24 protein-coding genes are annotated in these 24,673 nt (G+C 41.3%); 18 read left to right on the forward strand and 6 right to left on the reverse strand.

All coding sequences use genetic code 11. The annotated features are described in order from the left end of the window. Positions 1–181 precede the first annotated feature (181 nt). Positions 182–361: a DUF5325 family protein gene (locus tag MHB38_RS07520; RefSeq protein ID WP_008345070.1), complete on the reverse strand. Its 180-nt coding sequence runs from the start codon at positions 359–361 to the stop codon at positions 182–184. 113 nt (positions 362–474) lie between these two features. On the opposite strand from MHB38_RS07520, the gene typA reads away from it, so the two are divergent. Both typA and MHB38_RS07530 read left to right on the forward strand, forming a co-directional pair. Beyond that, a complete protein-coding gene (typA, locus tag MHB38_RS07525) occupies positions 475–2,313 on the forward strand; it encodes a translational GTPase TypA (RefSeq protein WP_008345068.1) in 1,839 nt (612 codons plus the stop codon). Positions 2,314–2,409: 96 nt separating this feature from the next. Then, positions 2,410–2,691, forward strand: coding sequence for a YlaH-like family protein (locus MHB38_RS07530; RefSeq protein WP_045034298.1), 282 nt, complete (start codon positions 2,410–2,412; stop codon positions 2,689–2,691). A gap of 29 nt (positions 2,692–2,720) precedes the next feature. On the opposite strand, the gene MHB38_RS07535 is transcribed toward MHB38_RS07530, so the two are convergent. Next, a complete protein-coding gene (locus MHB38_RS07535; RefSeq protein WP_008345063.1) occupies positions 2,721–2,951 on the reverse strand; it encodes a YlaI family protein in 231 nt (76 codons plus the stop codon). 308 nt (positions 2,952–3,259) lie between these two features. Beyond that, the gene (locus tag MHB38_RS07540) at positions 3,260–3,877 is read right to left on the reverse strand and encodes a YhcN/YlaJ family sporulation lipoprotein (RefSeq protein WP_008345059.1); all 618 of its coding nucleotides are present in this window, start codon (positions 3,875–3,877) and stop codon (positions 3,260–3,262) included. 140 nt (positions 3,878–4,017) lie between these two features. On the opposite strand from MHB38_RS07540, the gene MHB38_RS07545 reads away from it, so the two are divergent. After that, a complete protein-coding gene (locus MHB38_RS07545) occupies positions 4,018–5,340 on the forward strand; it encodes a PhoH family protein (RefSeq protein WP_025207279.1) in 1,323 nt (440 codons plus the stop codon). Between the two features lie 15 nt (positions 5,341–5,355). Here the strand turns inward: MHB38_RS07545 and MHB38_RS07550 are convergent, their stop codons facing one another. Then, positions 5,356–5,838 (reverse strand): hypothetical protein, encoded by a 483-nt coding sequence (locus MHB38_RS07550; protein WP_025207280.1) that lies wholly within the window; start codon positions 5,836–5,838, stop codon positions 5,356–5,358. A 120-nt stretch (positions 5,839–5,958) separates the two neighbouring features. Here MHB38_RS07550 and glsA point away from each other — a divergent pair, with 120 nt between their 5' ends. The 5 genes from glsA to MHB38_RS07575 all read left to right on the forward strand — a co-directional run bounded on the left by glsA (position 5,959) and on the right by MHB38_RS07575 (position 13,958). Continuing rightward, positions 5,959–6,888, forward strand: a complete 930-nt coding sequence (gene glsA / locus MHB38_RS07555; protein ID WP_202734517.1) for a glutaminase A — start codon at positions 5,959–5,961, stop codon at positions 6,886–6,888. A gap of 122 nt (positions 6,889–7,010) precedes the next feature. Continuing rightward, positions 7,011–7,292, forward strand: coding sequence for a YlaN family protein (locus MHB38_RS07560; RefSeq protein WP_003212509.1), 282 nt, complete (start codon positions 7,011–7,013; stop codon positions 7,290–7,292). 205 nt (positions 7,293–7,497) lie between these two features. Further along, complete coding sequence (gene ftsW, locus MHB38_RS07565) at positions 7,498–8,709, forward strand: putative lipid II flippase FtsW (RefSeq protein WP_007499829.1); 1,212 nt, start codon at positions 7,498–7,500, stop codon at positions 8,707–8,709. A gap of 79 nt (positions 8,710–8,788) precedes the next feature. After that, positions 8,789–12,235, forward strand: coding sequence for a pyruvate carboxylase (pyc, locus tag MHB38_RS07570; RefSeq protein WP_283931319.1), 3,447 nt, complete (start codon positions 8,789–8,791; stop codon positions 12,233–12,235). A gap of 289 nt (positions 12,236–12,524) precedes the next feature. Continuing rightward, the gene (locus MHB38_RS07575; protein WP_341003012.1) at positions 12,525–13,958 is read left to right on the forward strand and encodes a cryptochrome/photolyase family protein; all 1,434 of its coding nucleotides are present in this window, start codon (positions 12,525–12,527) and stop codon (positions 13,956–13,958) included. A 39-nt stretch (positions 13,959–13,997) separates the two neighbouring features. On the opposite strand, the gene MHB38_RS07580 is transcribed toward MHB38_RS07575, so the two are convergent. Then, positions 13,998–14,921, reverse strand: coding sequence for a COX15/CtaA family protein (locus MHB38_RS07580; protein ID WP_008345045.1), 924 nt, complete (start codon positions 14,919–14,921; stop codon positions 13,998–14,000). Positions 14,922–15,310: 389 nt separating this feature from the next. Between MHB38_RS07580 and cyoE the strand changes: the two genes are divergently transcribed. The 6 genes from cyoE (at position 15,311) to ctaG (ending at position 21,496) form a co-directional block, all read left to right on the forward strand. Continuing rightward, positions 15,311–16,228: a heme o synthase gene (cyoE, locus tag MHB38_RS07585; RefSeq protein ID WP_024720296.1), complete on the forward strand. Its 918-nt coding sequence runs from the start codon at positions 15,311–15,313 to the stop codon at positions 16,226–16,228. 279 nt (positions 16,229–16,507) lie between these two features. Beyond that, positions 16,508–17,575 carry a cytochrome c oxidase subunit II gene (gene coxB, locus MHB38_RS07590; protein WP_024720297.1) on the forward strand — a complete coding sequence of 356 codons (1,068 nt, stop codon included), beginning with the start codon at positions 16,508–16,510 and terminating at the stop codon, positions 17,573–17,575. Positions 17,576–17,763: 188 nt separating this feature from the next. Then, on the forward strand, positions 17,764–19,635 hold the full coding sequence (ctaD, locus tag MHB38_RS07595; RefSeq protein ID WP_007499823.1) for a cytochrome c oxidase subunit I: 1,872 nt from the start codon (positions 17,764–17,766) through the stop codon (positions 19,633–19,635). Beyond that, positions 19,635–20,255 carry a cytochrome c oxidase subunit III gene (ctaE, locus tag MHB38_RS07600; protein WP_007499822.1) on the forward strand — a complete coding sequence of 207 codons (621 nt, stop codon included), beginning with the start codon at positions 19,635–19,637 and terminating at the stop codon, positions 20,253–20,255. The genes ctaD and ctaE overlap by 1 nt, the downstream gene beginning before the upstream one ends. Positions 20,256–20,257: 2 nt before the next feature. Next, a complete protein-coding gene (gene ctaF, locus MHB38_RS07605) occupies positions 20,258–20,587 on the forward strand; it encodes a cytochrome c oxidase subunit IVB (RefSeq protein ID WP_003211520.1) in 330 nt (109 codons plus the stop codon). 30 nt (positions 20,588–20,617) lie between these two features. Continuing rightward, complete coding sequence (gene ctaG / locus MHB38_RS07610) at positions 20,618–21,496, forward strand: cytochrome c oxidase assembly factor CtaG (protein ID WP_008345036.1); 879 nt, start codon at positions 20,618–20,620, stop codon at positions 21,494–21,496. 235 nt (positions 21,497–21,731) lie between these two features. Here ctaG and MHB38_RS07615 read toward each other — a convergent pair whose 3' ends face one another. Beyond that, on the reverse strand, positions 21,732–22,097 hold the full coding sequence (locus MHB38_RS07615; protein ID WP_008345035.1) for a YugN family protein: 366 nt from the start codon (positions 22,095–22,097) through the stop codon (positions 21,732–21,734). A 161-nt stretch (positions 22,098–22,258) separates the two neighbouring features. Between MHB38_RS07615 and MHB38_RS07620 the strand changes: the two genes are divergently transcribed. From MHB38_RS07620 to MHB38_RS07635, 4 genes are all read left to right on the forward strand, one after another. Then, complete coding sequence (locus MHB38_RS07620) at positions 22,259–22,681, forward strand: CBS domain-containing protein (protein ID WP_034646433.1); 423 nt, start codon at positions 22,259–22,261, stop codon at positions 22,679–22,681. A gap of 122 nt (positions 22,682–22,803) precedes the next feature. After that, on the forward strand, positions 22,804–23,847 hold the full coding sequence (locus MHB38_RS07625; protein ID WP_008345031.1) for a CAP domain-containing protein: 1,044 nt from the start codon (positions 22,804–22,806) through the stop codon (positions 23,845–23,847). 109 nt (positions 23,848–23,956) lie between these two features. Next, the gene (locus tag MHB38_RS07630) at positions 23,957–24,370 is read left to right on the forward strand and encodes a YlbD family protein (RefSeq protein ID WP_046343473.1); all 414 of its coding nucleotides are present in this window, start codon (positions 23,957–23,959) and stop codon (positions 24,368–24,370) included. 19 nt (positions 24,371–24,389) lie between these two features. Beyond that, a complete protein-coding gene (locus MHB38_RS07635) occupies positions 24,390–24,638 on the forward strand; it encodes a YlbE-like family protein (protein WP_017359376.1) in 249 nt (82 codons plus the stop codon). Positions 24,639–24,673: the final 35 nt, after the last annotated feature.

The raw sequence follows: 24,673 nt of genomic DNA on the forward strand, positions 1-24,673 counted from the left end.
GTTTGATTTTGGAGAACTATAAAAGTTCTTGTCGAAAAATGGAGGAGTTCAGATTGCTTAGATTTGCCAACACTATATGAAATTTTTAGTTGAATCATTAGTGTTACATAGGTGGTTGGTCTTGTTTTTACCCAAAATAAAAGCCTTCTACATGTAAAATGTAAAAGGCTTTTCATAAATTTTATGATTGCACGTTTAATTTTCGTTTTAATGTAAATCCTGTACCCATGAAAATCATGGCGAACACAATACTTAAGCATGTTCCCAGTATGCTTTTTTCTGCAACAGACACTCCAATAAACGCCATACTGACGACGGCAAGTAATGCACATAATAATAGAAGCCATTTGATTTGTTTCATTTGTCTCCATCCCTTTTTTTAGAGTTAATATAAGTTTACAGAAAAACGATCGGCATTTAAAGGGGATTGTGATATAATATGAAAGTTATCTAATTATTTTAGGAGATGAAAATGTGAAACTTCGAAAAGACCTTCGCAACATCGCAATTATTGCCCACGTTGACCATGGTAAAACGACGCTTGTTGACCAATTGCTCCATCAAGCTGGTACTTTCCGTGCGAATGAAAATATCGCTGAGAGAGCCATGGATTCAAATGATTTAGAGCGAGAGCGCGGTATTACGATCTTAGCTAAAAATACTGCGATCCATTATAAAGATACACGCATTAATATTTTAGATACACCAGGACACGCCGATTTCGGTGGTGAAGTTGAGCGTATCATGAAAATGGTAGATGGTGTACTTCTCGTTGTGGATGCATATGAAGGTTGTATGCCTCAAACACGATTCGTGCTAAAAAAAGCACTTGAGCAAAACTTAACACCAATTGTTGTTGTCAATAAAATTGACCGTGACTTTGCTCGTCCAGCTGAAGTAGTTGATGAAGTCATTGACTTGTTCATTGAATTGGATGCAACAGAAGAACAGCTTGAATTCCCAGTTGTATATGCATCAGCAATCAATGGTACAGCAAGTAACGATGCTAGTAAGCAAGATGAAAACATGGAATCGTTGTTTGAAGCGATTGTCAACCATATCCCATGCCCAGTCGACAACCATGAAGAGCCGCTTCAATTCCAAGTGGCGCTACTTGATTACAATGATTATGTTGGAAGAATTGGAATTGGCCGTGTATTTAGAGGAACGATGCAAGTAGGACAGCAAGTTGCTCTAATGAAAGTGGATGGCAGTGTAAAACAATTCCGCGTGACGAAGATTTTTGGTTTCCAAGGGTTAAAACGAGTGGAAATCAATGAAGCGAAAGCTGGAGATCTTGTCGCAGTATCTGGTATGGAAGACATCAACGTAGGAGAAACAGTCTGCCCGGTAGAACACCAAGAGGCTTTGCCGATCCTTCGTATTGATGAGCCGACACTTCAAATGACATTTGTTGTGAATAACAGCCCATTTGCAGGCCGTGAAGGAAAGTACGTGACATCACGTAAAATTGAAGAGCGTTTAGAACAGCAGCTTCAAACAGACGTAAGTCTTCGTGTAGATCCAACGGATTCACCTGATGCTTGGGTCGTATCAGGACGCGGTGAGCTTCACTTATCAATTCTGATTGAGAATATGAGACGTGAAGGATTTGAACTGCAAGTATCGAAGCCAGAAGTTATTGTAAAAGAAGTAGATGGTGTTCGATGTGAGCCTGTAGAGCGTGTTCAAATTGATGTACCTGAAGAGCATACTGGCTCTGTTATGGAATCAATGGGTGCAAGAAAAGGTGAAATGATTGACATGATCAATAATGGTAATGGTCAAGTTCGCCTGATCTTTACAGTTCCATCACGTGGTTTAATCGGATATACAACTGAATTTCTTTCATTAACTCGTGGTTTTGGTATTTTGAACCATACGTTTGACAGCTACCAGCCGATGCAGTCTGGTCAAGTTGGCGGACGCCGTCAAGGTGTACTTGTTTCAATGGAAACAGGTAAAGCAACTGCTTACGGAATCCAAGGCGTTGAAGAGCGCGGTGTGATTTTCGTTGAGCCGGGTGTTGAAGTATACCAAGGAATGATTGTTGGTGAGCATAACCGTGAAAACGATCTTGTTGTCAACGTGAGCCGTATGAAACAACAAACAAACGTACGTTCAGCGACAAAAGATCAAACGGTTAGCATGAAAAAACCACGTATTATGTCACTTGAGGAATCTCTTGAGTACTTAAATGAAGACGAATACTGTGAGGTTACACCGGAATCGATCCGTTTAAGAAAGAAAATTTTAGATAAAAACGAACGTGAGAAAGCTGCGAAGAAGAAAAAGCTAGCAGGATTATCTTAATTCCATGAAGAATTAAAAAGATAGAACCCTGAAAGATAAGGGGAGGGAATCTTTTTGAATGATCAGGAAGTAAGTGAGAATCTATCCTTTTTCGCGATGCTGTTTCGTGTCGATGAAAATCCGCAAACAGGGATGTGGCTCCTATATGGCACCATCCTTGTTTTAGCGATTATTGTTTTTAAACTCGGCTTTGCTAGACGTTTACCGATTTTAAAAGCACTTGTCATTTATTTGTTTTTGATTTTTGGCTGCACGTTTCTCACATTTCTAGGAATCTTCTTGCCAGTAGCAGAAGGCCTGGTTGTGGCAGCTGTCATTTTGATTATTTATAAAATACGGCTGCATCGTGCGAAAAAAGAAGGAACAGTGAGTACGTAAAAAAGACCTGAACTTGTGTCAGGTCTTTTTTATGTCTTCTGTTCTTTTTTTCCTTTTTTCTTCTTTTTCTCTTTCGTCGCAGGATCTTGATAAAGAGAGAATCTGCCAGTTTTGATGCGTGCCTCTGTCTTTACTTTAATTCTTTCTTGGCAGTCATCGCACATATATGTATGAATCGGTCGATTTCTTAACCGTTTAGCAACAAGTGTATCATCATTAATGGTTTCAAGCTTTTCACATAATGAGCACTTCACTCTCATCATTTTCACCTCACTTTGGTCATGCCTTCATTATAGCATGTTTTTTGAACCACTTAAAATCAGCATAAAAAAGGCTTATATCACAAGAGATATAAGCCGCAGCGTGTAGGCAAACCCTCGCATTCGGTGTCAGTCCTGCGCTTCGGTGCTCACGAATGTCAAATTCGCTCCGCGCCGATGCTCGTCCTTCCTGGACTGCAAAGGTTTTCTATCACGCTGAAAAGAAGACAAAGAGCCAAAATAAAGTTCATTTTAGCCCTTTGTCAACAATCTAAAGCTTATATCACAAGAGATATAAGCCGTTCTCATTATTTCTTCTGATTCATATGATGGTTTGATTGATCGTTTTGGTTTTTTTCTAATTGCTTTTGATCTTGTTGTTTGAGCTGATGATTCGGATCATTCGTCGGATCTGTTTCGTTACGGTCGATTTCATTTCGAGGCATTTCTGGCATCACACGGCCCACAATGGCTGCTAGTTCGTCCATAATTCCGCTTACTGGCCTGCCAGCTTGTATTTCTTTGCCCATTTCCTTTAAACGGCTCACTGTATCTGGATCAGCGACGACAACAGCATTCGCACCTTCTGGATCATTTTTCAGCGCTTTGGCGACTGAATATTTAATGGTTTCCACTTTGCTTCTATCTAAATCATCTTTTACATCAATGCCGACGACAGCATACTTGCCGATGACGATCGCTGTTGCATCATTTACATCTGCTACATGCTCAGTCACATTCACTAGGTGCTTTGCCACATCTGTTGATGGGCGGGCTTTGTCAGTGTTTTTCTTGGATGAGTCTGATACTCTTACTAAATGCTTGTTTCCGTCTTGATGTTCTTGTGCCAAAGGCTTCTCTTGATGCTGGCAAGCGCCTAATAAAAGAATGGTTTGAACCATGAATAACGTCAAAAATAGTCGCATGTGTATTCCCTCCTTCACAAACTGCATGATTTGTTTTATTGTTGAATTAACCTTCTAACTTTATTCATGAAAACATATATTTTAACAATCGTTTTTGGAAAGACAAGGATGAATGAAACCCCGATCAGGAGGCGAAGGACCTGAGTAAAATTTATGTATTAGACACAAATGTGTTATTACAGGATCCGAATTCAATCTTTTCATTTGAAGACAACGAGGTCGTGATTCCGGCCGTAGTGTTAGAAGAAGTAGACTCGAAAAAAAGATATATGGACGAGGTTGGGCAAAACGCACGACGTGTCTCACGTTTAATCGACGGGTTGAGATCGAAAGGGAAACTGCATGAAAAAATTACGCTGGAGTCAAAAGGAACACTTCGTATTGAGCTGAATCATCGCTCTTTCCATGAACTTCAAGAAATTTTCATCGAAAAAACAAACGATAACCGGATTTTGGCTGTTGCGAAGAATTTGAGCTTAGAGGAAGAAACAAAACCGGATGGCCGGCCTGTTATTTTGGTCAGCAAAGATGTCCTGGTGCGAGTAAAGGCGGATGCCATTGGTCTGCAAGCAGAGGATTTCTTAAGCGATCGAGTGCTACAAAATGAAGACATTGATAACGGCTATCATGAGCTCTATATTCCGACTGAGCAGCTGAATACATTTTATAAGCAAAATCAGTTACCAATAAAAGACGTCACCCAAACGCCATTAAACCCTCATCAATTTGTTATTATGAAGGGAAATGAGGGTGGTTCTGCTTTGGGGATGCTTGATCAAAAAGCAGAGCATGTGAAACGGCTTATTTATGACCAAGAACATATTTGGGGAATTCGCCCAAAAAATGTCCAGCAAACGATGGCGCTTGAGTTACTTTTACGCCGCGATATTCCGCTTGTGACACTTATCGGAAAAGCGGGAACAGGAAAGACACTGCTTGCACTTGCTGCTGGATTAATGCAGACAGAGGACCTCGGCATGTTTAAAAAGCTCATCGTGGCGCGCTCCATTGTTCCTGTCGGTAAGGACTTAGGGTATTTGCCAGGCGAAAAAGAAGAGAAGCTCAGACCGTGGATGCAGCCGATCTATGACAACCTAGAATTTTTATTTAACACAAAAAAACCTGGTGAACTTGATGCGATACTAGCGGGCATCGGTTCAATTCAAGTGGAAGCTTTAACGTATATTCGCGGGAGAAGTATCCCTGATCAATTTATCATTATCGATGAGGCGCAAAACTTAACAAAACACGAAGTAAAAACATTATTAACGCGGGTTGGTGAGGGAAGTAAAATTGTGCTGATGGGAGACCCAGAGCAGATTGATCACCCTTATTTAGACAGCTTAAATAATGGGCTCACATATGTCATTGAGCGTTTCAAAGGGCAGCAAATATCTGGACATGTCAAGCTTGTCAAAGGAGAAAGGTCTGGACTTGCACAGCTTGCAGCTGATTTATTATAGTCCAGACCCGTCATCTTATGTAATGATTAACTCTTTGACGCCTTTAATCGGCTGAGTGATGTTGGACTGATCCTCGAAATAAACGTGGATTGGTCCTTCTTCTGTTATAGGCTTTCCATTTTGGCTGAAATGGGCAATGCTATCCATCGCCTTAGAGAGCGGAACAGCAATTGTTTCTGTTTCTGTGACAAATTCACACGTCTCCGCTTGTTCGAGCGGTTCTGCATTTTTTATCATATCGCCAAGTTTCATCCCGAAGCTGCCTGTGACAAGTCTTTCTTTTTCGTACTTTTTCTCTGTTTTTAATGTGGGTGGAAGTGTTTGACCTTCTCTTATGACCCGCTCTTGATCGAGTTCCTGATCTAGCTGCTGCTCTTCGTTTGTTGCACTTTTCTCAAAAAATGAATCCATTAAAAATTTACGGTCATCAAAAATCCATACACTCGGATCAATGGTGATCTTGTATTGTACGTTCCCCTTGATTTGAATAATGCTCATGTTCAAGACAACCCCTTTCCAACATAAATTATAGAAGTTTTCGCCCGCTTTGTCACTTTCATAAACATGCACTTCCTTGTACACACTACGATTAGACGAAAAATAGGGAGGATTTTGGGCATGGCATGTCGTGACAATAAAGAGCTTCAGCGATTTGTAGAAGAGGCAAAAAAGGTGGCCAAAAATGGAAAGGTAGCATCCTATATTCCGGCACTCGGTAAAGCGGATCAATCGGATTTATCTGTCGCTGTATACCATGTGAGTAATACGTGCCACTCAGCGGGAGATGTTGATAAACGATTCACCCTGCAAAGTATTTCAAAAGTATTAGCACTGGCGCTCGTGCTCTCAGAAGAAGGACCGAAAAAAGTGTTTCAATATGTTGGACAAGAACCGACTGGCGACCCGTTTAATTCGATGATTAAACTAGAGACAGCAAGCCCAAATAAGCCGCTTAACCCAATGATTAATGCAGGAGCGCTTGCCGTTACAAGTTTAATAAGAGGGGCAACGCCGCAAGATCAGCTGAACCGGCTGCTTGGTTTTATTAGAGAGCTTGCCAATGACACCACCATTACATATTGCAAAGAAACCGCTGCATCCGAATTTGAAACATCAATGATTAACCGCGCAATGTGCTATTATATGAAGCAATATCATATCATTAAAGGGAATGTAGAAGAGGTGATGGACGTCTATACGAAGCAGTGCGCCGTCATGATGAATAGCCTGGATTTGGCGAAGATCGCGTGTGTTTTTTCATTAGATGGCAGGCATCCAGAGACAGGAAAGCAAATCCTTTCGAAAGATGTTGCTAGAATTTGTAAAACGTTTATGGTCACATGCGGTATGTACAATGCGAGCGGGGAATTTGCGATCAATATCGGAATCCCTGCTAAAAGTGGTGTTTCAGGCGGAATTATGGGGGCGGCGCCATACGACTTTGGGATAGGTATATTCGGGCCTGCTTTGGATGAAAAAGGGAATAGTATTGCGGGTATTAAGCTGCTTGAGCTCATGAGTGAAAAATATGAGATGAGTATCTTTTAATGACGAATGGCTTCTTTTTATTTTTACAGAGCGAACTGTACAAATCTGCTTGCAATTTTGGGCGTTTCGCTTTATGATAAATAGAAGAATTAGGTACTCGCCTGGGGAACGGAGGGATACTTTTGGCGTCAGAAATTTTAGTCGATCATCGGCAAAAAGCACTGGCTTTATTAAAATTGGATGCAGATAAAATTTTAAAATTGATCCAAGTGCAAATGGACAACTTAACGATGCCGCAATGTCCTCTTTATGAAGAGGTTTTAGATACTCAAATGTTCGGATTATCGAGAGAAATTGATTTCGCTGTCCGGCTTGGATTAGTTGATCAACATGAAGGCAAAAAACTACTCGATAAACTTGAGAGAGAATTATCCGCACTTCATGATGCGTTCACAAAAAAATAATGATTGAAAACTCAAACTTCCACAACATAAGTTTGAGTTTTTTTGTCCGCCTTTTTATTTGATGCCAAACGGACTTGATTGTCTCATGAAAGACGAACAATATAAAGAGGTAAAACGGGATCAAACGGAGAAAATGTAGTAGAATAAGAACAGCTAAGAGAAGAGAATGTCAAGCAGTAGAAATAGACGTTAGGAAGAGGATTATATGTTAAAGAGAATGCTAAAATCGTATGACTACTCATTATTGTTCGCCATTATATTAATTAGCGCATTCGGCTTGGTGATGGTGTATAGCTCAAGTATGATTACATCTGTGATCAGATATGATGCTGCGCCAGATAATTTTTTCAAGAAACAGCTTTTATTTATGATTGTCGGGGCGGTCATCTTGATGTTTACAGCCCTCATTCCGTATCAGCTGCTCTTAAATAAAAGATTCCAAATTGTGATGCTTTTGCTATCTGTGTTTTCTCTCATTTATGTGTACTTTGGCGGTCACATTGCAGGGAATGCTAGAAGCTGGATCAAATTTGGGCCTTTTAGTCTTCAGCCAGCGGAATTCGTGAAGATCGTTGTCATCATTTATCTTGCTGCTGTCTATGCAAAGAAGCAGCATTATATTGACCATATTTTAAGAGGGGTTACACCTCCAATTGTGGTTGTCTCCATCCTATGCGGATTTATTATTTTGCAGCCAGATTATGGGACAGCTTTTATCATTGGTATGATTGCCCTTGCGATGATTTTATGCTCAGGGTTTAGCGGTAAAACGCTGGCCAAGCTGCTCGCTTTATTTAGTGCGGTGATGGTTGTTGTGACACCGTTTATTATTCTTTTTTGGGATAAAATTTTCACGCAGAATCGTCTTGGACGTTTTGAGAGTTTCCAAGATCCATTTAAAGACGCAGGCGCTTCTGGGCATCAATTGATTAATTCATATTATGCGATTGGATCAGGCGGCTTTTTTGGGCTTGGTCTTGGAGAGAGTGTACAAAAGTATGGATACCTTCCAGAACCGCATACAGATTTTATCATGGCAATTATCTCGGAAGAGCTTGGTTTTTTCGGTGTATTTTTTGTCCTTGCTCTCCTTGGTTTTATTGTCGTGAAAGGTTTTTACATTGCGAGAAAGTGTGAAGATCCGTTTGGAAGTTTGCTTGCAATAGGAATTTCTTCAATGATTGCCATCCAAACGTGTATTAATTTGGGCGGTGTTTCAGGTCTCATTCCGATTACTGGGGTCACACTTCCGTTTATCAGCTACGGGGGATCCTCTATCATTTTACTGAGTGGATGTATGGGAATATTGCTGAATATCAGCATGTTCACTGAATATAAAGAGCGTTATAAAAAGAAAAAATCAATCAGCAAACCATCGATTCAAAAAAATGGATTGCAGAAAACTTTGAATCTTTAGAAAACAAAAGTGTACAGTTTTCATTTCTTCCTTTATTATAGAGTACATATAAAATTTTAAGGGATATGGAGGAGTGAGAATGTCACAGAGAACAATTCAAAAGGTTCTAGTTGCAAACAGAGGGGAAATCGCTATCAGAGTCTTTAGGGCCTGTACGGAGCTCAACTTACGTACAGTGGCCATTTACTCCAAAGAAGACTCGGGCTCTTATCATCGCTATAAAGCCGATGAAGCATATCTAGTTGGAGAAGGGAAAAAGCCGATTGATGCCTACCTTGATATCGAGGGGATCATCGAAATTGCAAAACGAAATGACGTGGATGCGATTCATCCAGGATACGGATTTTTATCTGAAAACATTCATTTTGCAAGACGATGCGAAGAGGAAGGCATCCAATTCATCGGCCCAACTTCTCAACATTTAGATATGTTTGGAGATAAAGTAAAAGCGAGAGATGAAGCGAAAAAAGCTGGGATTCCAGTCATTCCAGGAAGTGACGGGCCGGTTGATTCGGTCAAAGAAGTCGAAAAATTCGGTGAAGAATACGGTTACCCGTTTATTATTAAAGCTTCACTTGGAGGCGGCGGCCGAGGTATGCGGATTGTCAGATCAAAAGAGGAGCTGAACGAAGCCTACGACCGTGCAAAGTCAGAGGCGAAAGCGGCTTTTGGAAATGACGAAGTATATGTTGAAAAGCTGATTGAAAATCCGAAGCATATTGAAGTGCAGGTGATTGGAGACAATCACGGCAATATCATTCATTTATATGAGCGTGACTGCTCTGTTCAAAGGCGTCATCAAAAAGTCATTGAGGTTGCACCAAGTGTGTCTCTTTCAGATCAATTGCGTGAAGACATCTGTGAAGCGGCTGTTCAGCTGGCCCAGAATGTATCGTATATCAATGCAGGGACTGTAGAATTCCTAGTGGCAAATGGGGAGTTTTATTTTATTGAAGTCAATCCTAGGGTCCAAGTGGAACACACGATCACAGAAATGATCACAGGGGTCGATATCGTCCAAACCCAAATTCTTGTCGCAAAAGGACATGACCTCCACAGCAAAGAAGTCGGGATACCAAAACAAGAAGATATCTTTACACATGGATTTGCCATTCAATCAAGGGTCACAACAGAAGATCCTTTGAATGATTTTATGCCAGATACAGGAAAAATCATGGCTTACCGTTCAGGCGGTGGTTTTGGTGTACGTCTTGATACAGGAAACAGCTTCCAAGGTGCGGTGATTACACCTTATTACGATTCACTGTTGGTCAAGCTGTCTACTTGGGCACTTACATTCGATCAAGCTGCGGCTAAAATGGTCCGAAATTTACAAGAATTCAGGATTCGTGGCATTAAAACAAATATCCCGTTTCTTGAAAACGTCGCAAAGCACGAGAAGTTTCTAAGAGGGGAATATGATACATCGTTTATTGATTCAACACCAGAGCTATTTAACTTCCCTAAGCAAAAAGACCGCGGAACGAAAATGCTTACTTATATTGGTAACGTTACCATTAATGGGTTCCCTGGTATTTCGGAAAATAAGAAGCCTCATTTTGATAAACCAAATGTGCCGAGACTTGCTGTCCATGAAACGATTCCTTCTGGAACAAAACAATTGTTAGACAAGCATGGACCTGAGGGGCTCGCCAATTGGGTGAAAGAGCAAAGCAGTGTACTTTTAACGGATACAACTTTTAGAGACGCACATCAATCCCTGCTTGCAACACGCTTTAGAACACACGACTTAAAGAAAGTTGCGCAGCCAACAGCAGGTTTATGGCCAGAGTTATTCAGTATGGAAATGTGGGGCGGCGCTACATTTGATGTGGCATATCGTTTCTTGAAAGAAGATCCTTGGGAAAGATTGAAAGAGCTTCGTCAAGAAGTGCCAAACACTTTGTTCCAAATGCTATTAAGATCATCAAACGCTGTCGGATATACAAACTATGCGGATAATGTGATTAAAGCATTTGTAAAGGAATCGGCAGAGGCAGGCATTGACGTCTTCCGTATTTTTGACAGCCTAAACTGGGTCAAAGGCATGACGCTTGCCATTGATTCTGTTCGTGAATCAGGCAAAGTGGCAGAGGCAGCGATTTGTTATACAGGTGATATTCTTGATCCATCACGTCCGAAATATGATTTGAAATATTATGTCTCTCTTGCGAAGGAGCTTGAATCCGCAGGCGCTCATATTTTAGGCATTAAAGATATGGCGGGATTATTAAAACCGCAGGCGGCTTATGAACTTGTATCTGCTCTAAAAGACGAGCTCACGATTCCAATCCACCTTCATACACACGATACGAGTGGAAATGGACTCTTCACCTATGCAAGAGCGATTGATGCAGGTGTTGATATTGTTGATGTTGCGGTCAGCTCTATGGCGGGGCTCACATCACAACCAAGTGCGAGCTCATTATATTATGCTTTAGACGGACATGAAAGAAAGCCCGAAATGAATGTTCAAGCGGTTGAACGTCTTTCTCAATATTGGGATTCCGTCAGAAAATATTACCATGAGTTTGAAAGCGGAATGAATTCACCGCATACAGAAATTTATGAGCATGAAATGCCTGGTGGCCAGTATAGTAACCTGCAACAGCAGGCGAAAGGAGTCGGCCTTGGCGACCGCTGGAATGAAGTAAAAGAAATGTACAGACGTGTAAATGACATGTTTGGTGACATTGTGAAAGTGACACCGTCTTCTAAAGTAGTCGGAGATATGGCACTTTATATGGTGCAAAACGATCTGACAGAAGAGGATGTTTATGAAAAAGGAGCAACACTGGATTTCCCAGATTCGGTTGTTGAATTGTTTAAAGGTTATTTAGGACAGCCTCATGGCGGATTCCCAGAAAAATTGCAAAAGCTGATTTTAAAAGGGGAGGAGCCGCTTACTGTCAGACCAGGTGAGAAACTGAAACCAGTGGACTTTGAAGAAATCAAAAAGCAGTTCAAAGAATCACATGACTTGACGTTAACAGAACAAGATGCCATTGCATATGCTTTATACCCGAAAGTCTTTTCTGAATTTGTTCAAACAGCAGAAAGTTATGGAGACATCTCTGTTCTTGACACACCAACCTTCTTCTACGGCATGAGACTTGGTGAAGAAATTGAGGTAGAAATTGAAAAAGGGAAAACCCTCATTGTCAAACTCGTGTCCATTGGAGAACCGAATCCAGATGCTACAAGAGTGCTTTACTTTGAGCTGAATGGACAGCCGCGTGAAGTGGTCATTAAGGATGAAAGCATCAAATCCTCCGTTCAAGAAAAAATGAAGGCAGATCGCTCAAATCCAAATCACATTGCGGCATCGATGCCAGGCACTGTGATCAAAGTGCTTGTTGAAAAAGGACAGAAAATTTCTCAAGGTGAGCATTTGATGATCAATGAAGCGATGAAAATGGAAACGACGGTACAAGCACCGTTCTCAGCAGTCGTGGATGAAATTCATGTCACGAATGGAGAAGGGATTCAAACTGGAGATCTGTTGATTGTCTTAAAACCTGAATAATGAGTGAGACACATCCACTGCGATGTGTCTCAGCGTGTAGACAAACCCTTGCATTCTTTGTCAGTCCTGCGTGCTGGTGCTCACGAATGTCACATTCGCTCCGCTCCAGTCCTAGACTTCAAGGGCTTTCTATCACGCTGAAAAGAAGACAAAGGGCTAAAATAAAGAGCGTTTTAGCCCTTTGTCAACAATCCAAGACACATCCACTGTGATGTGTCTTTTTTTGAGCGCATTAAAATGTGCAGCCGCCCGCTAGAGTGATTACACTATAGAATGAGGTGAAGAAAGAGTGGAAATTGTCGTGATTTGGTTTCGCCGAGATATGCGATTGGATGATCATATCGCCTTATCAAAAGCGATCACATATGCAAAAAAACATCAGTACCGATTATTTGCTTTTTATCATCTAGATCCGTTTTTTACAGAAATGGAACTGGATTTGAACAACGAACATTTCTTTCAAAACTTGGCCAATTTCGTCAAGGAAGCGAGAGAATCTCACATGTATGTTCATCTCATTCATGATGATATTTTGTCCGCTTTTCAAAAGCTCATGAATGCTTATGACATCAATGCGGTCTTTTTTAATGAGGACGAAGTAGGAAATGGTCGAACACGTGATGAGCAAGTGACCCGTTTCTTAGAAGAAAAGGGTATTCATGTGTCAAAGTGGCAAGATACGCATCTGCATGGGGCGAGAGATATTTTAAAAGCGGATGGGTCTCATTATCAAGTGTTTACTCCATACTATCAAGCGTGGCGGAAGCAGGAGAAGCAGTCTGTGATAAAAGTTGACAAATCATTTCTGAGCAGCAAGCATACGATTTGTGATGAGTCACTTTCTGAAAAGGGAGATGAGAAACTAAGGGACATCATCAAGAAATGTACAAGGAAATTCGATCAGATTGGGTCAGACAAAGCGAGAAGCACGCTAGACGGCTTTATTAAAGAAAGATTGACGCGTTATCACGAGAAACGAGATATTCCGTCTGTTTTTGGGACGAGCAAGCTGTCTCGGTTCTTAAAAACCGGGACCATTTCTATTCGCACGATCTTTCATGCTGTCAATGAGGAAGAACTTTTTGAAGATAAGGGCAAGGAAACATTTATCAAAGAGCTGGCATGGCGTGATTTTTATCATATGATCTTTGCGCATTATCCAGAGATGAAAGAAAAAGAAATCAACGCCTCCTTTCAACATATAAAATGGAATGATGATGAGACACTTTTTGAAGCTTGGTGTAAAGGACAAACAGGCTTCCCGCTCGTTGACGCTGGGATGAGACAGTTAAATGAAGAAGGCTGGATGCATAACCGTTTGAGAATGGTGACGGCTTCATTCCTGACAAAAGATTATTTCATCGATTGGAGAAAGGGCGAAGCGTATTTTGCGAGAAAACTTGTCGACTATGATGAGGCTTCGAATATTGGGGGATTTCAGTGGGCGGCCTCTGTTGGAACGGATGCGGTTCCTTACTTCCGTATTTTTAACCCAACGACCCAGTCGAAACGATTTGATCCAAGTGGAGAATATATTAGAAGGTATGTACCAGAACTAAAGCATGTGAATGAAAAATGGATTCATGAACCGAGTAAAATGCCGATAGATGAGCAGATGAAATCGGGGTGTGTGCTGGGGGATACATATCCTCTGCCTACAGTCGATCATCAAGAAAGACGAAAAAGAGCCATTTCGACATTTGAAGAAGCGAAACAAACATAAAAGAAATCCCCCTTTTCGGATGAAAGGGGGATTGTATGTTTATCTGAAAGGCTCTCTATTTTCATATTTAAACCGGGCAATGAGTAAGCAGAAGTAGCATAGTACCCCAAACAAACAAGAAATAAAGAATGAATGAGCAAGCGCATAACCGAGTGCGAGCTGAGAATAAACAGACATCACACCAGAGATCGCTTGAAGTGTAATCAAAATGGCTGAAATGATCCATCCATAATACAGCTGCTTTTGTTCTTTATAATGTTTAAGGGCATGGAACATCGCAACAAATATCCAAACGAATAAAAGAAGGGCTGCTGCTCGGTGAGACATTTGAACCCATTGATTAAAATACGCTGGAAGTGCGCCGTCTTTTGAACAAAATGGGAAGACAGAGCATGCAAGACTTGATTTTGTATGTCTCACATAGGCGCCCGTATACACCACAATATACGTATATGTGATCAACCCATAAATATGGAACTGCATTCTTTTGCCGATATGAAGCGGCTTCACAAGCTTTGTTTCAGATCTGGTGGCTTCAAACACAAGCAGTGCCAGCAGTAAAATGGAAGCAAAAGAAATCAGTGAAATACCGAAGTGCAGTGCCATGACAAGTGCGTTAGAACCAAACACAACGGCGAGTGCCCCTAACAGCGCTTGAAGCAGTAAGAATATAATGGACATGATGACCAAAAATTTGGTTTCACGGAATACTGGACTGATTTTTTTCCAGCATAAGACCGCCAGTGCCAATACAAGAATGGTGGAAACTCCTGTTGACATGCGGTGGCTCCATTCGATAATGGAAGCAGGGTTCATTTCTGGAAAGAAACGACCGTGGCAAAGGGGCCACTGTCTGCCGCAGCCAAGACCGGAGCCAGTTTTCGTCACAAGCGCACCGCCAATCAGAACGATCAGCATCACAAATGTTGTGACAACGCTCAATAACCTTAAAGCAAATTTCATCAAATGATTTCACCTTCTCTAAATAACTTCTGATCTAAATGAAAACCTCACATGCTCTCAAGTTTAAGCCAAATGCGTGTTCTGTTGCAATTCATAATGACCAAAGTTCACAAAAAAATGATATGTTAGTTCACAAAGTTTACAGATTTAGAGTGCTTGATCTTTCTTTGACAGTCTGATAGAAATAGAGGAGAGAATATTTCATTTTGCACCGCCTTCTGAAACGCACATCCTAATAAATTCACGAAAAGTTCACAAATAACTTCAAGTTTGTCGTTTATTATTTAATAGGATGTTTTTTTACAGCTCTTTATCTTGTATGATAGAGTTGTAACGATTTTACGTTTTATTCGTTCGTTTGAAGGTTTGGGCAAGGGAGGTTATACACATTGGCAAATTCCAAAACAGCCGCGGAAGCAGCTATTCATGGACAAATAGAAGAAACAACCGCTTTAAAAGATTTTCTTGCTCTTATTAAAATGGGCATCGTCAATTCCAATTTCATTACAACATTTACTGGAATGTGGCTTGCTTTTTATTTTACAGGTATGAGTTTCCTTGGGAATCTTGATATTGTGCTGTTAACAATGATTGGTTCTTCTCTTATTATTGCCGGTTCATGCGCCATTAATAATGCGTTTGACCGTGATATTGATATACTAATGGAAAGAACAAAAACAAGACCGACGGTGACAGGTAAAGTTCAGCCAGGTCAAGCGTATGCATTTGGTATTCTGCTTGTTGTACTTGGACTGATTATGCTTCTGATGACAACTGTTACATCAGCAGTGATTGGATTTATCGGTGTCTTTACTTATGCAGTTCTATACACGATGTGGTCTAAACGCCATTACACCATTAATACAGTCATTGGGAGTGTATCTGGTGCGGTTCCGCCATTAATTGGCTGGACAGCTGTTACAGGTACCATCGACACAACGGCTTGGGTCCTGTTTATGATTATGTTCATCTGGCAAATTCCACATTTCTTATCACTTGCGATTAAGAAAACGGAAGATTACCGCAAAGCAGGTATTCCAATGCTGCCAGTTGTTTACGGCTTTGAAGTCACAAAACGCCAAATCATCATTTGGACAGCATGTCTTCTTCCGCTTCCATTTTTCTTAGGTGGATTAGGATGGCCGATTGTCGCACTTGGCACATTGCTGAACATTGGATGGCTCGTCATTGGTCTTATGGGCTTTAAAATGAAAGATATCATGAAGTGGTCAACACTCATGTTCGTTTATTCATTAAACTACTTAACAATCTTTTTCGTTGCGATGATTATTATTACACTATTCTAGAGTGAAATACACTTTGATCACATCAAAACAATGGCTATATCTTATAACACAACATTTTCTTACAACTATGAAAGTCGCCTGATATTCAGTTCTATTTAGGCGGCTTTCTGTTTATACATAGATGGTATTTTGAGTAAAAACATCATTTTTTTATGAAAAGAGGAAATGTAAGTGCTTTTATAAGAGGCGGGGGTTATGGATGGGTGAAAGGTGATTTTATAAATAAGAGGTAAAAAGCGAAAGGCAAAGGAGATCAAGCAAAAGGGGTTGGGACAAATTATGATAAGAAAATGGCGTGTTTATTCACTGTTTCTTTTACTGACGCTCGTTTTGGCGGGCTGCGGTGAACCATACTTATCAACACTCAAGCCAGTTGGGGAAGTAGCAGATAAACAGTTTTTCCTAACGGTACTGAGTACACTTATTATGGTTCTTGTCGTTATTGTTGTATCGATCATTTTCTTTTACGTCATCATTAAATTCAAACGTTCTAAAGTGGGAGAAGATACGATTCCTAAACAGGTAGAAGGGAACCGTAACCTCGAAATTACGTGGACAGCGATTCCGATACTTCTACTCATTATTCTCGTTGTACCTGTTGTGGCATACACGCTTGAGCTAGGGGATACAAGCGCTATGGATAAGAAAAAACGAGATCCTGAAAAAACACTTGTTGTGAATGTAAGAGCCAGCTTATATTGGTGGGAATTTGAATACCCTGATTATGGGATTGTGACAAGTCAGGAATTGATTGTTCCAACTGATCAAAAGGTTTATTTTAAGCTGAAAGCATCTGATGTGAAACACTCATTCTGGATTCCATCAGCTGGGGGTAAAATTGATACAAATACAGACAACGAGAACAAGTTCTATTTAACATTTGACTCAAAACGAACGAAAGATGCTGGAGAATATTTCTATGGGAAATGTGCGGAGCTTTGCGGTCCATCACATGCTTTAATGGACTTTAAAGTTAAAACGCTTTCTCAAGATGAGTTTTTAGGCTGGACGAAAAAGATGGCAGATTATAAGAAGCCTGCATCTACGTCAGATCTAGCCCTTGAGGGTGAAAAACTCTTTAAAGAGAAAAACTGTTTAAGCTGTCACGCGGTAGAGCCTGGAGATGAACGGCCAGAGGCGGCAAGGACTGCACCAAACCTTGCAACCTTCGGAGAGCGGACAAAAGTAGCTGGAATTAAAGACATGAACAAAGAAAATGTCAAAGCATGGCTGAAAGATCCAGAGAGCTTTAAACCAGGTAATAAGATGACAGGGACGTACCCTAAACTAAATGATTCAGAAGCAGATGCACTCTACGAGTATTTAAAAGGTCTTAAAATACAGTAAATGCCTTGAGCAGCTTGAAGTTGCGCACATTCAAAAGGGTATACGATCTATGTGAAGTTTTTGTTAAGAGCTCCCGAATAAGTCTCTACATCCAAGAATAAGTCATCTGTCAGATATAGTCTGTTTTTAGAACGTGAAGATAGACATTGATATGAAAAGGAGCAAATGGGAGATAAGAGGGGGATTTCATGGTGAGTACAATAGCTAAAAAGCGGGGGTTTGGCGCTGTCTTATGGGATTACTTAACGACGGTTGACCACAAAAAAATTGCCATACTATATTTAGTGGCAGGGGGATTTTTCTTTTTAATTGGTGGCCTGGAAGCGATGATTATCCGTATTCAGCTAGCCATCCCTGAAAATGATTTTGTGAGTGCAGGGTTTTACAATGAAGTCATGACGATGCATGGAACAACGATGATTTTCCTTGCAGCAATGCCGCTTTTATTTGCATTAATGAACGCGGTTGTACCCATTCAAATTGGTGCACGTGACGTAGCGTTTCCATTTGTGAATTCACTTGGTTTTTGGTTGTTCTTTTTCGGAGGAATTTTCTTAAACCTTGGATGGTTTATGGGCGGAGCACCTGATGCAGGCTGGACTGCCTATGCGTCGCTCACGCTGAATTCAGAAGGGCACGGCATGGATTTCTATATTTTAGGGTTGCAGATAGCGGGTATTGGTACGCTAATTGCCGGAATCAACTTTCTTGCAACAATTATTAATATGAGAGCGCCAGGTATGACGTATATGAGAATGCCGCTCTTTACCTGGACGACGTTTGTGGCATCCGCACTAATTTTATTCGCATTCCCGCCGCTGACAGCAGGGCTTGCGATGCTGATGCTTGATCGAATGTTTGATACGAGCTTTTTTAATCCAGAGCTCGGCGGAAATACAATCATCTGGGAGCATTTGTTCTGGATTTTTGGACACCCAGAAGTGTATATCTTGATTTTGCCGGCATTTGGGATTTTCTCTGAGATCATTCCGGTGTTTGCAAGAAAAAGATTGTTTGGTTATTCGTCCATGGTGTTTGCGACTGTATTAATTGGTTTCCTTGGATTCATGGTGTGGGCGCATCACATGTTCACAACAGGACTTGGTCCAATTGCCAATGCGATCTTTGCCGTAGCCACAATGGCGATTGCGGTGCCAACTGGAATTAAAGTATTTAACTGGTTGCTCACCATATGGGGCGGTAATGTGAAGTTTACAACGCCGATGCTATATTCAGTTGCGTTCATTCCGTCATTCTTACTTGGCGGTGTAACCGGCGTCATGCTTGCAGCAGCAGCAGCGGATTATCAGTTCCATGACACGTACTTCGTTGTGGCGCATTTCCACTATGTCATTATCGGTGGTGTGGTCTTCGGTATTTTAGCTGGTGTGCATTATTGGTGGCCGAAGATGTTTGGGAAAATACTGAATGAGAAGCTTGGGAAAATTGGCTTTGTGCTGTTTTTCGTCGGTTTCCATTTAACGTTCTTTATCCAGCATTTTCTCGGTCTTTGGGGCATGCCGCGCCGAGTCTTTACATTCTTGCCAGGTCAGGGTCTAGACCTTGGGAACTTGGTCAGTACGATTGGGGCACTGTTCATGTTTGTAGCAGTTGTGATCATGCTGATTAATATTATCTGGACGACAGCAAAAGGAGAGCGTGTATCGGGCGATCCTTGGGGAGATGGAAGAACGCTTGAATGGGCAGTATCTTCACCTCCGCCAGAATATAACTTTAAGCAGCTGCCTCTTGTACGGGGACTTGATCCATTATGGATTGAGAAAATGGATGGTAAAAAAGGAATGACAGCATCTGAACCGCTCGATGATATTCACATGCCGAATAATTCCATCTTGCCTATCATTATCTCATTCGGTCTATTTGTGTCAGCGTTTGGTTTTATGTATCGTCAAGAACACAGCTGGGGTCTACCGGTGATCTTCATTGGTCTTGGGATCACGTTTGCGACCATGCTCGTTCGCTCTCTTAAAGATGATCATGGATACCATATTCACAAAGAAGATTTGACGGATGACGATGACAAAGGGGTGAAAGCATAATGGAACCACAAAAAATGACAGCGGAAACCTTTCCGGCTTCTCCTGAGAAAGCCACGTTAGAAGGAAAGAATAAGTTCGTCGGGTTCTGGTTGTTTCTTGGGGGAGAAACGGTCCTGTTTGCATCTTTGTTTGCCACTTATTTGGCGCTGAAAAATTCAAATGCAGGCGGCGCAACAACAACTGAAATGTTTGACCTCACACTTGTCTTTATTGCCACAATGCTTCTGTTAACGAGCAGTTTAACGAGTGTGTATGCTATGTATCATATGAAAAACTTTGCCTTTAAAAAAATGCAGCTTTGGTTAGGTGTAACCGTTCTTTTAGGTGCTGGATTTTTAGGGGTAGAAATTTATGAATTTTATCATTATGTGCATGCGTATGAATTTACCATTACGAGCTCTGCACTTGGCTCTTCCTTCTATACGCTTGTTGGAACACACGGGGCTCACGTCGCATTTGGACTTTGCTGGATCACCGCTCTGATGATTCGGAATATGAGACGCGGACTCGATTTATACAATGCACCAAAATATTATGTGGCAAGCCTTTATTGGCACTTCATTGATGTTGTGTGGGTCTTCATCTTTACCGTTGTATATTTAATGGGAATGGTGGGATAAGAATGGGAAATAAAAACACAAATCAGTCCAAAGTCGATCTTGTCTATCGGAAAAAGAAAAATGCCGAAGAAATGAAGCATCAGCTCATTTCTTTCGGCTTGATGATTGGTTTAACGTTTGTTGCCTTTTTAACAATCGCCTCTGAAGACGTCGGAAATTGGTTCGCTGTCCCTTTTATTTTACTGCTTGCAGTGATTCAGGTGGCTTTTCAGCTTTATTATTTTATGCACATGAACCAAAAAGGGCATGAAACACCCGCGTTGTTTCTTTACTCAGGTGTGTTTGTCGCGTTTATTACCGTTTTAGCCTTTTTGACCATTATTTGGTGGTAAGCTCGCTTTGCCCTTGAAGGAGGCGCAGCAATGGAAAACTTAGAGATATTTGGATTTCGTGCATTATGGAGTCCTTACTATTTGACATGTATTGTAGTAGCAGCCGCTTTTTATCTGCTTCTCGTGACGAAGGGCAAGCACCGTGCGACGGTGAAAGAGAAAACGCTATTTCTCACGGGGCTTGTGTTGCTTTACGCAGTGAAGGGAAGCCCGATTGATTTAATGGGGCATATTATGTTCAGTGCGCATATGGCGCAAATGGCAGTGCTCTATTTGGTCATCCCGCCGCTTCTTATTACAGGTTTACCTGCGGCGATTTGGGAGCGGATCATTCAAACACGGGGTATTCAGCCGATTTTCCGCTTGTTTTCTAAGCCGTTGATTGCCTTGCTCGGATTTAACGGGTTGTTTTCGCTGTATCATATTCCGCTTGTGTTCGATTTTGTTAAAACAGATCCGTTTTATCACGCATTGATGACGGTTGTCATTTTTATCGCTGCCTTTTTCATGTGGTGGCCGCTTGTCCATAAAGTGCAAAGTCAGCCGCAGATTACGGGCATTTTAAAGCTTGGATATATTATGGCAGATGGGATTTTAATGACACCTGCCTGCGCACTCATTATGTTTAGTGAAGCGCCTATCTATGCCACTTATTCAGATGCCGGCGCATGGATACAAGCACTGCACCTATGCGTACCGAGTGATATGCTTGCTGGTCTTGCGCTTACGGGACCTGACATGTTTCATACATTGCCGCTGCTAGAAGATCAGCAACTAGGTGCTATTTTGATGAAAATCATTCAAGAGATTGTATACGGATCTATTCTTGCTGTTGTCTTCTTTGACTGGGCAAGAAAAGAAAGAGCGAAAGATGCCGTACCAGATGCGCTCATTCCGAAATATGAATAAATGAAAAACACAGCCGCAGGGGCTGTGCTTCCAGATTGTTGGCAAAGGGCTAAAATGAACTTTATTTTAGCCCTTTGTCTTCTTTTCAGCGTGATAGAAAACCTTTGCAGTCTAGGAAGGACGAGCACTGGAGCGGAGCGAATTTGGCATTCGTGAGCACCAGCGCACAGGACTGACAACGAATGCGAGGGTTTGTCTACACGCTGAAAGCACAGCCGTAGGGGCTGTGCTTCTTTTATGCTTCAGCAGTTATCGCTTCTAGTTTTTCTTTTAATTGGTTCAGCGTTTTTTTGCTTGATTGAATAAGAGATTTAGGGAAGTCTTCGCCTTCTCCATATTCAACACCATGTGGATAATAGTGTTTTCCAAGTAAAGGTGTCAGCAGCTGGATGTGGGCTTTTTTGGAGCCAACATCTCCCTCAGTGGCGTAGCCAGAGATCCGTAAGTAAAACGTCCCCTCTACCATGTTATACTTCCTGTCGTACGTCACACGCTCATAATCCCATTGATCGGCTCGTACAAATCCTTCACTTTCCATAATGAAATCCAATTTATTTAAGTCAGCTGATACCTTTTCAATCCCCGTACCTTCAAACTTCACCCAAAACCCCTCCTTATAAAAATTCCCTTTACTGACAATCATAGTATGAAAGCGTTAAACTTTCAACTGTGAAAGGTATGTTCTTTTATAAGCTGGTTACAGTAATAAAGAAAATAACGGATGGAGGAATCAACGTGAAAACGAAAAAAATCAAAGATATCATGACGAAAAAAGTAGTGACGTTGCAAAAGGACGACAATGCGTATGAAGCGGCAGTCAAAATGAAAGATGCTGACATTGGTGCCATTCCAGTAGTCGACGGAGATCAGCTTGTTGGTATTGTCACAGACCGCGACCTTGTACTTAGAGGTATTGCTGAGAAAAAGCCGAACTCACAAGAGGTTGGTGCCATCATGACGAAGGAAGTTTTGACAGCTGAAGAAGATGCAACCCTAGAAGAAATTGTCCGGTTGATGTCAGAACATCAGCTCCGTCGTATCCCGGTTGTCAAAAACGGGGCACTAACTGGAATCGTAGCCCTTGGGGATTTATCAGTTGAAGATTTATCAAACGATCGTGCAGGTGATGCTCTGACGGAAATCTCTCAACAAGACCAGGATCATGGCCAAGGATTTCTTCATTAGGAGGGGCATATTTTAAATTCGTGTTAAATAGGCTGTATTGTCGTTGATAAATGGAGCAAGTTTTGTTTAAATGACAATAGAAGGTACTTTTTGTACCTTGCCAATTTAACGGAGGTGTTTATTTGAAAACTGTGCTGAAAACACTCTTCATCCTCCTGATTATATCTGGAACGTACGTTCTGTTTATTCAATATGGATCTTCACCAGAAAAAGAAAACAGCAATGAGCCGAAGGTGTCTAATGAAGAAACATCTAGCGATAAGCCGATCAACATTCCGAAAAAAGGTCTCATGTCCTTTATGGGGAAGTCTTCAAACGAAGTGCTTAAACAGCTAGGGGAACCAGATCGCATTGATCCTTCCGCATATGATTATGACTGGTGGATATACAATCAATCGAAGAAACACTATATTCAAGTAGGGGTAAAGGACAGTAAAGTGGTGACCTTGTTTGCAACAGGGGATGGGCTGAATGTTGAGCCGTTTAAAATCGGTCAAGCCACAAGTGAAGTATTTAAAAAAACACAAATCGCTCCTTACATTCATGTAGAGGACGAGGGAAATTCATATCGCTTTGAATTCTCAGAAGATGATATGAATACCAGGCCGACGGTGAAAGTGGGAGATGATGTGTATGTCCAGCTCTACATGGATAAGTTTGAAAGCACTCTTTCGAGCATTCGAGCCTTTAACGCAGATACATTTGTCAAACAAAAGCCGTATGAAGTCGTTTATCGAGGTCAATTAATTGAACCTGAGGCGATATCAGGCGAAAAGTGGAAGGATATTGAAGCGTCCAGTCAAAAACAAATTTTTGATATGACCAATATTATCCGCCATAAGTACAAACTGCCGACCTTAAAGTGGGACGATGAAACCTCTGAAGTGGCATTCATGCATAGTGAGGACATGAAAGATCATCATTATTTCTCCCATGAATCTAAAAAATACGGCACGCTGAAAGACCGGTTAGAAAGAGGCGAGGTCGCATTTCAGCTTGCGGGGGAAAACATTGCATATAATTATGTTGATGGCCCTGCAGCTGTAGAAGGCTGGCTGAATAGCGAAGGTCACCGGAAGGCATTGTTAAATCAAGATTACACGCACCTTGGCGTTGGTGTGAAAGAAAAGTACTATACACAAAACTTCATTAAGAAAACGTCTTAATCCTCTAAACAGCTGCGCACAGATAGCGGCTGTTTTTTTATGAAAAGGGCTCACCAAAATAGATCCAGATGTATATAGTATAGTAGGCATTTGTATGGGGGGTGAGGATATGACAAATAAGCAAAAGCAAACATCCATTGATGAATTTAAACAGTTCGTCAGACGCCATCCGAAATTAATTCAAGAAGTGCAGACGCAAGAAAAAAGCTGGCAAAGTTTATACGAGAATTGGGTCATGTTTGGTGAGGAAGATGACATGTGGTCTCCTTACCGGCAAACACAAACGGAAGAAGCAAAAGAAGAAAAAGCCACTAAGCAAAGTGAACCGGGAAAAGCAGATTTTATGTCTAAAATGGTTTCTGCAGTGAAAAAAATGGACGCTGATCAAATGAATGAACAAATTAATAAAATGAGCCAGTCTATTTCCTCTTTACAAAGCTTACTCGGTCAATTTTCATCAAATGGCTCAAAGAAGGGTTCATCTGGAGGCAGCCAGCACCCATTCTCCTTCAGGAAAGATTAATTGAAAGGGGATGCTTTTGGTGCGGAGAGAAGTACAAGAGTTTGTCATGGCCGAAGAGGATCGAATCAAATTCATCAGGCAGCGCCCACTCTGGTATAGACAGTTAACGCGGCATCCTGAAAATGTCACTTCGTTTGAATTAGATAAAATGAACTTTTACGAAAAAACCATTCCTCATCGTGTAAGCCAGTTGAGCAATAGTGTCCAAATGGCTGAAATGATGATCCAGATGTTCCAAGCAATGCGCAATCAAAATGGAGCCGGGTGAGGCTTTTTTTGAGTTGATTAAGATGTCTATTTCAT

This window comes from Bacillus sp. FSL K6-3176 (assembly GCF_038003325.1).
In the GTDB taxonomy this organism is placed as follows: Bacteria; Bacillota; Bacilli; order Bacillales; family Bacillaceae; genus Bacillus; species Bacillus altitudinis.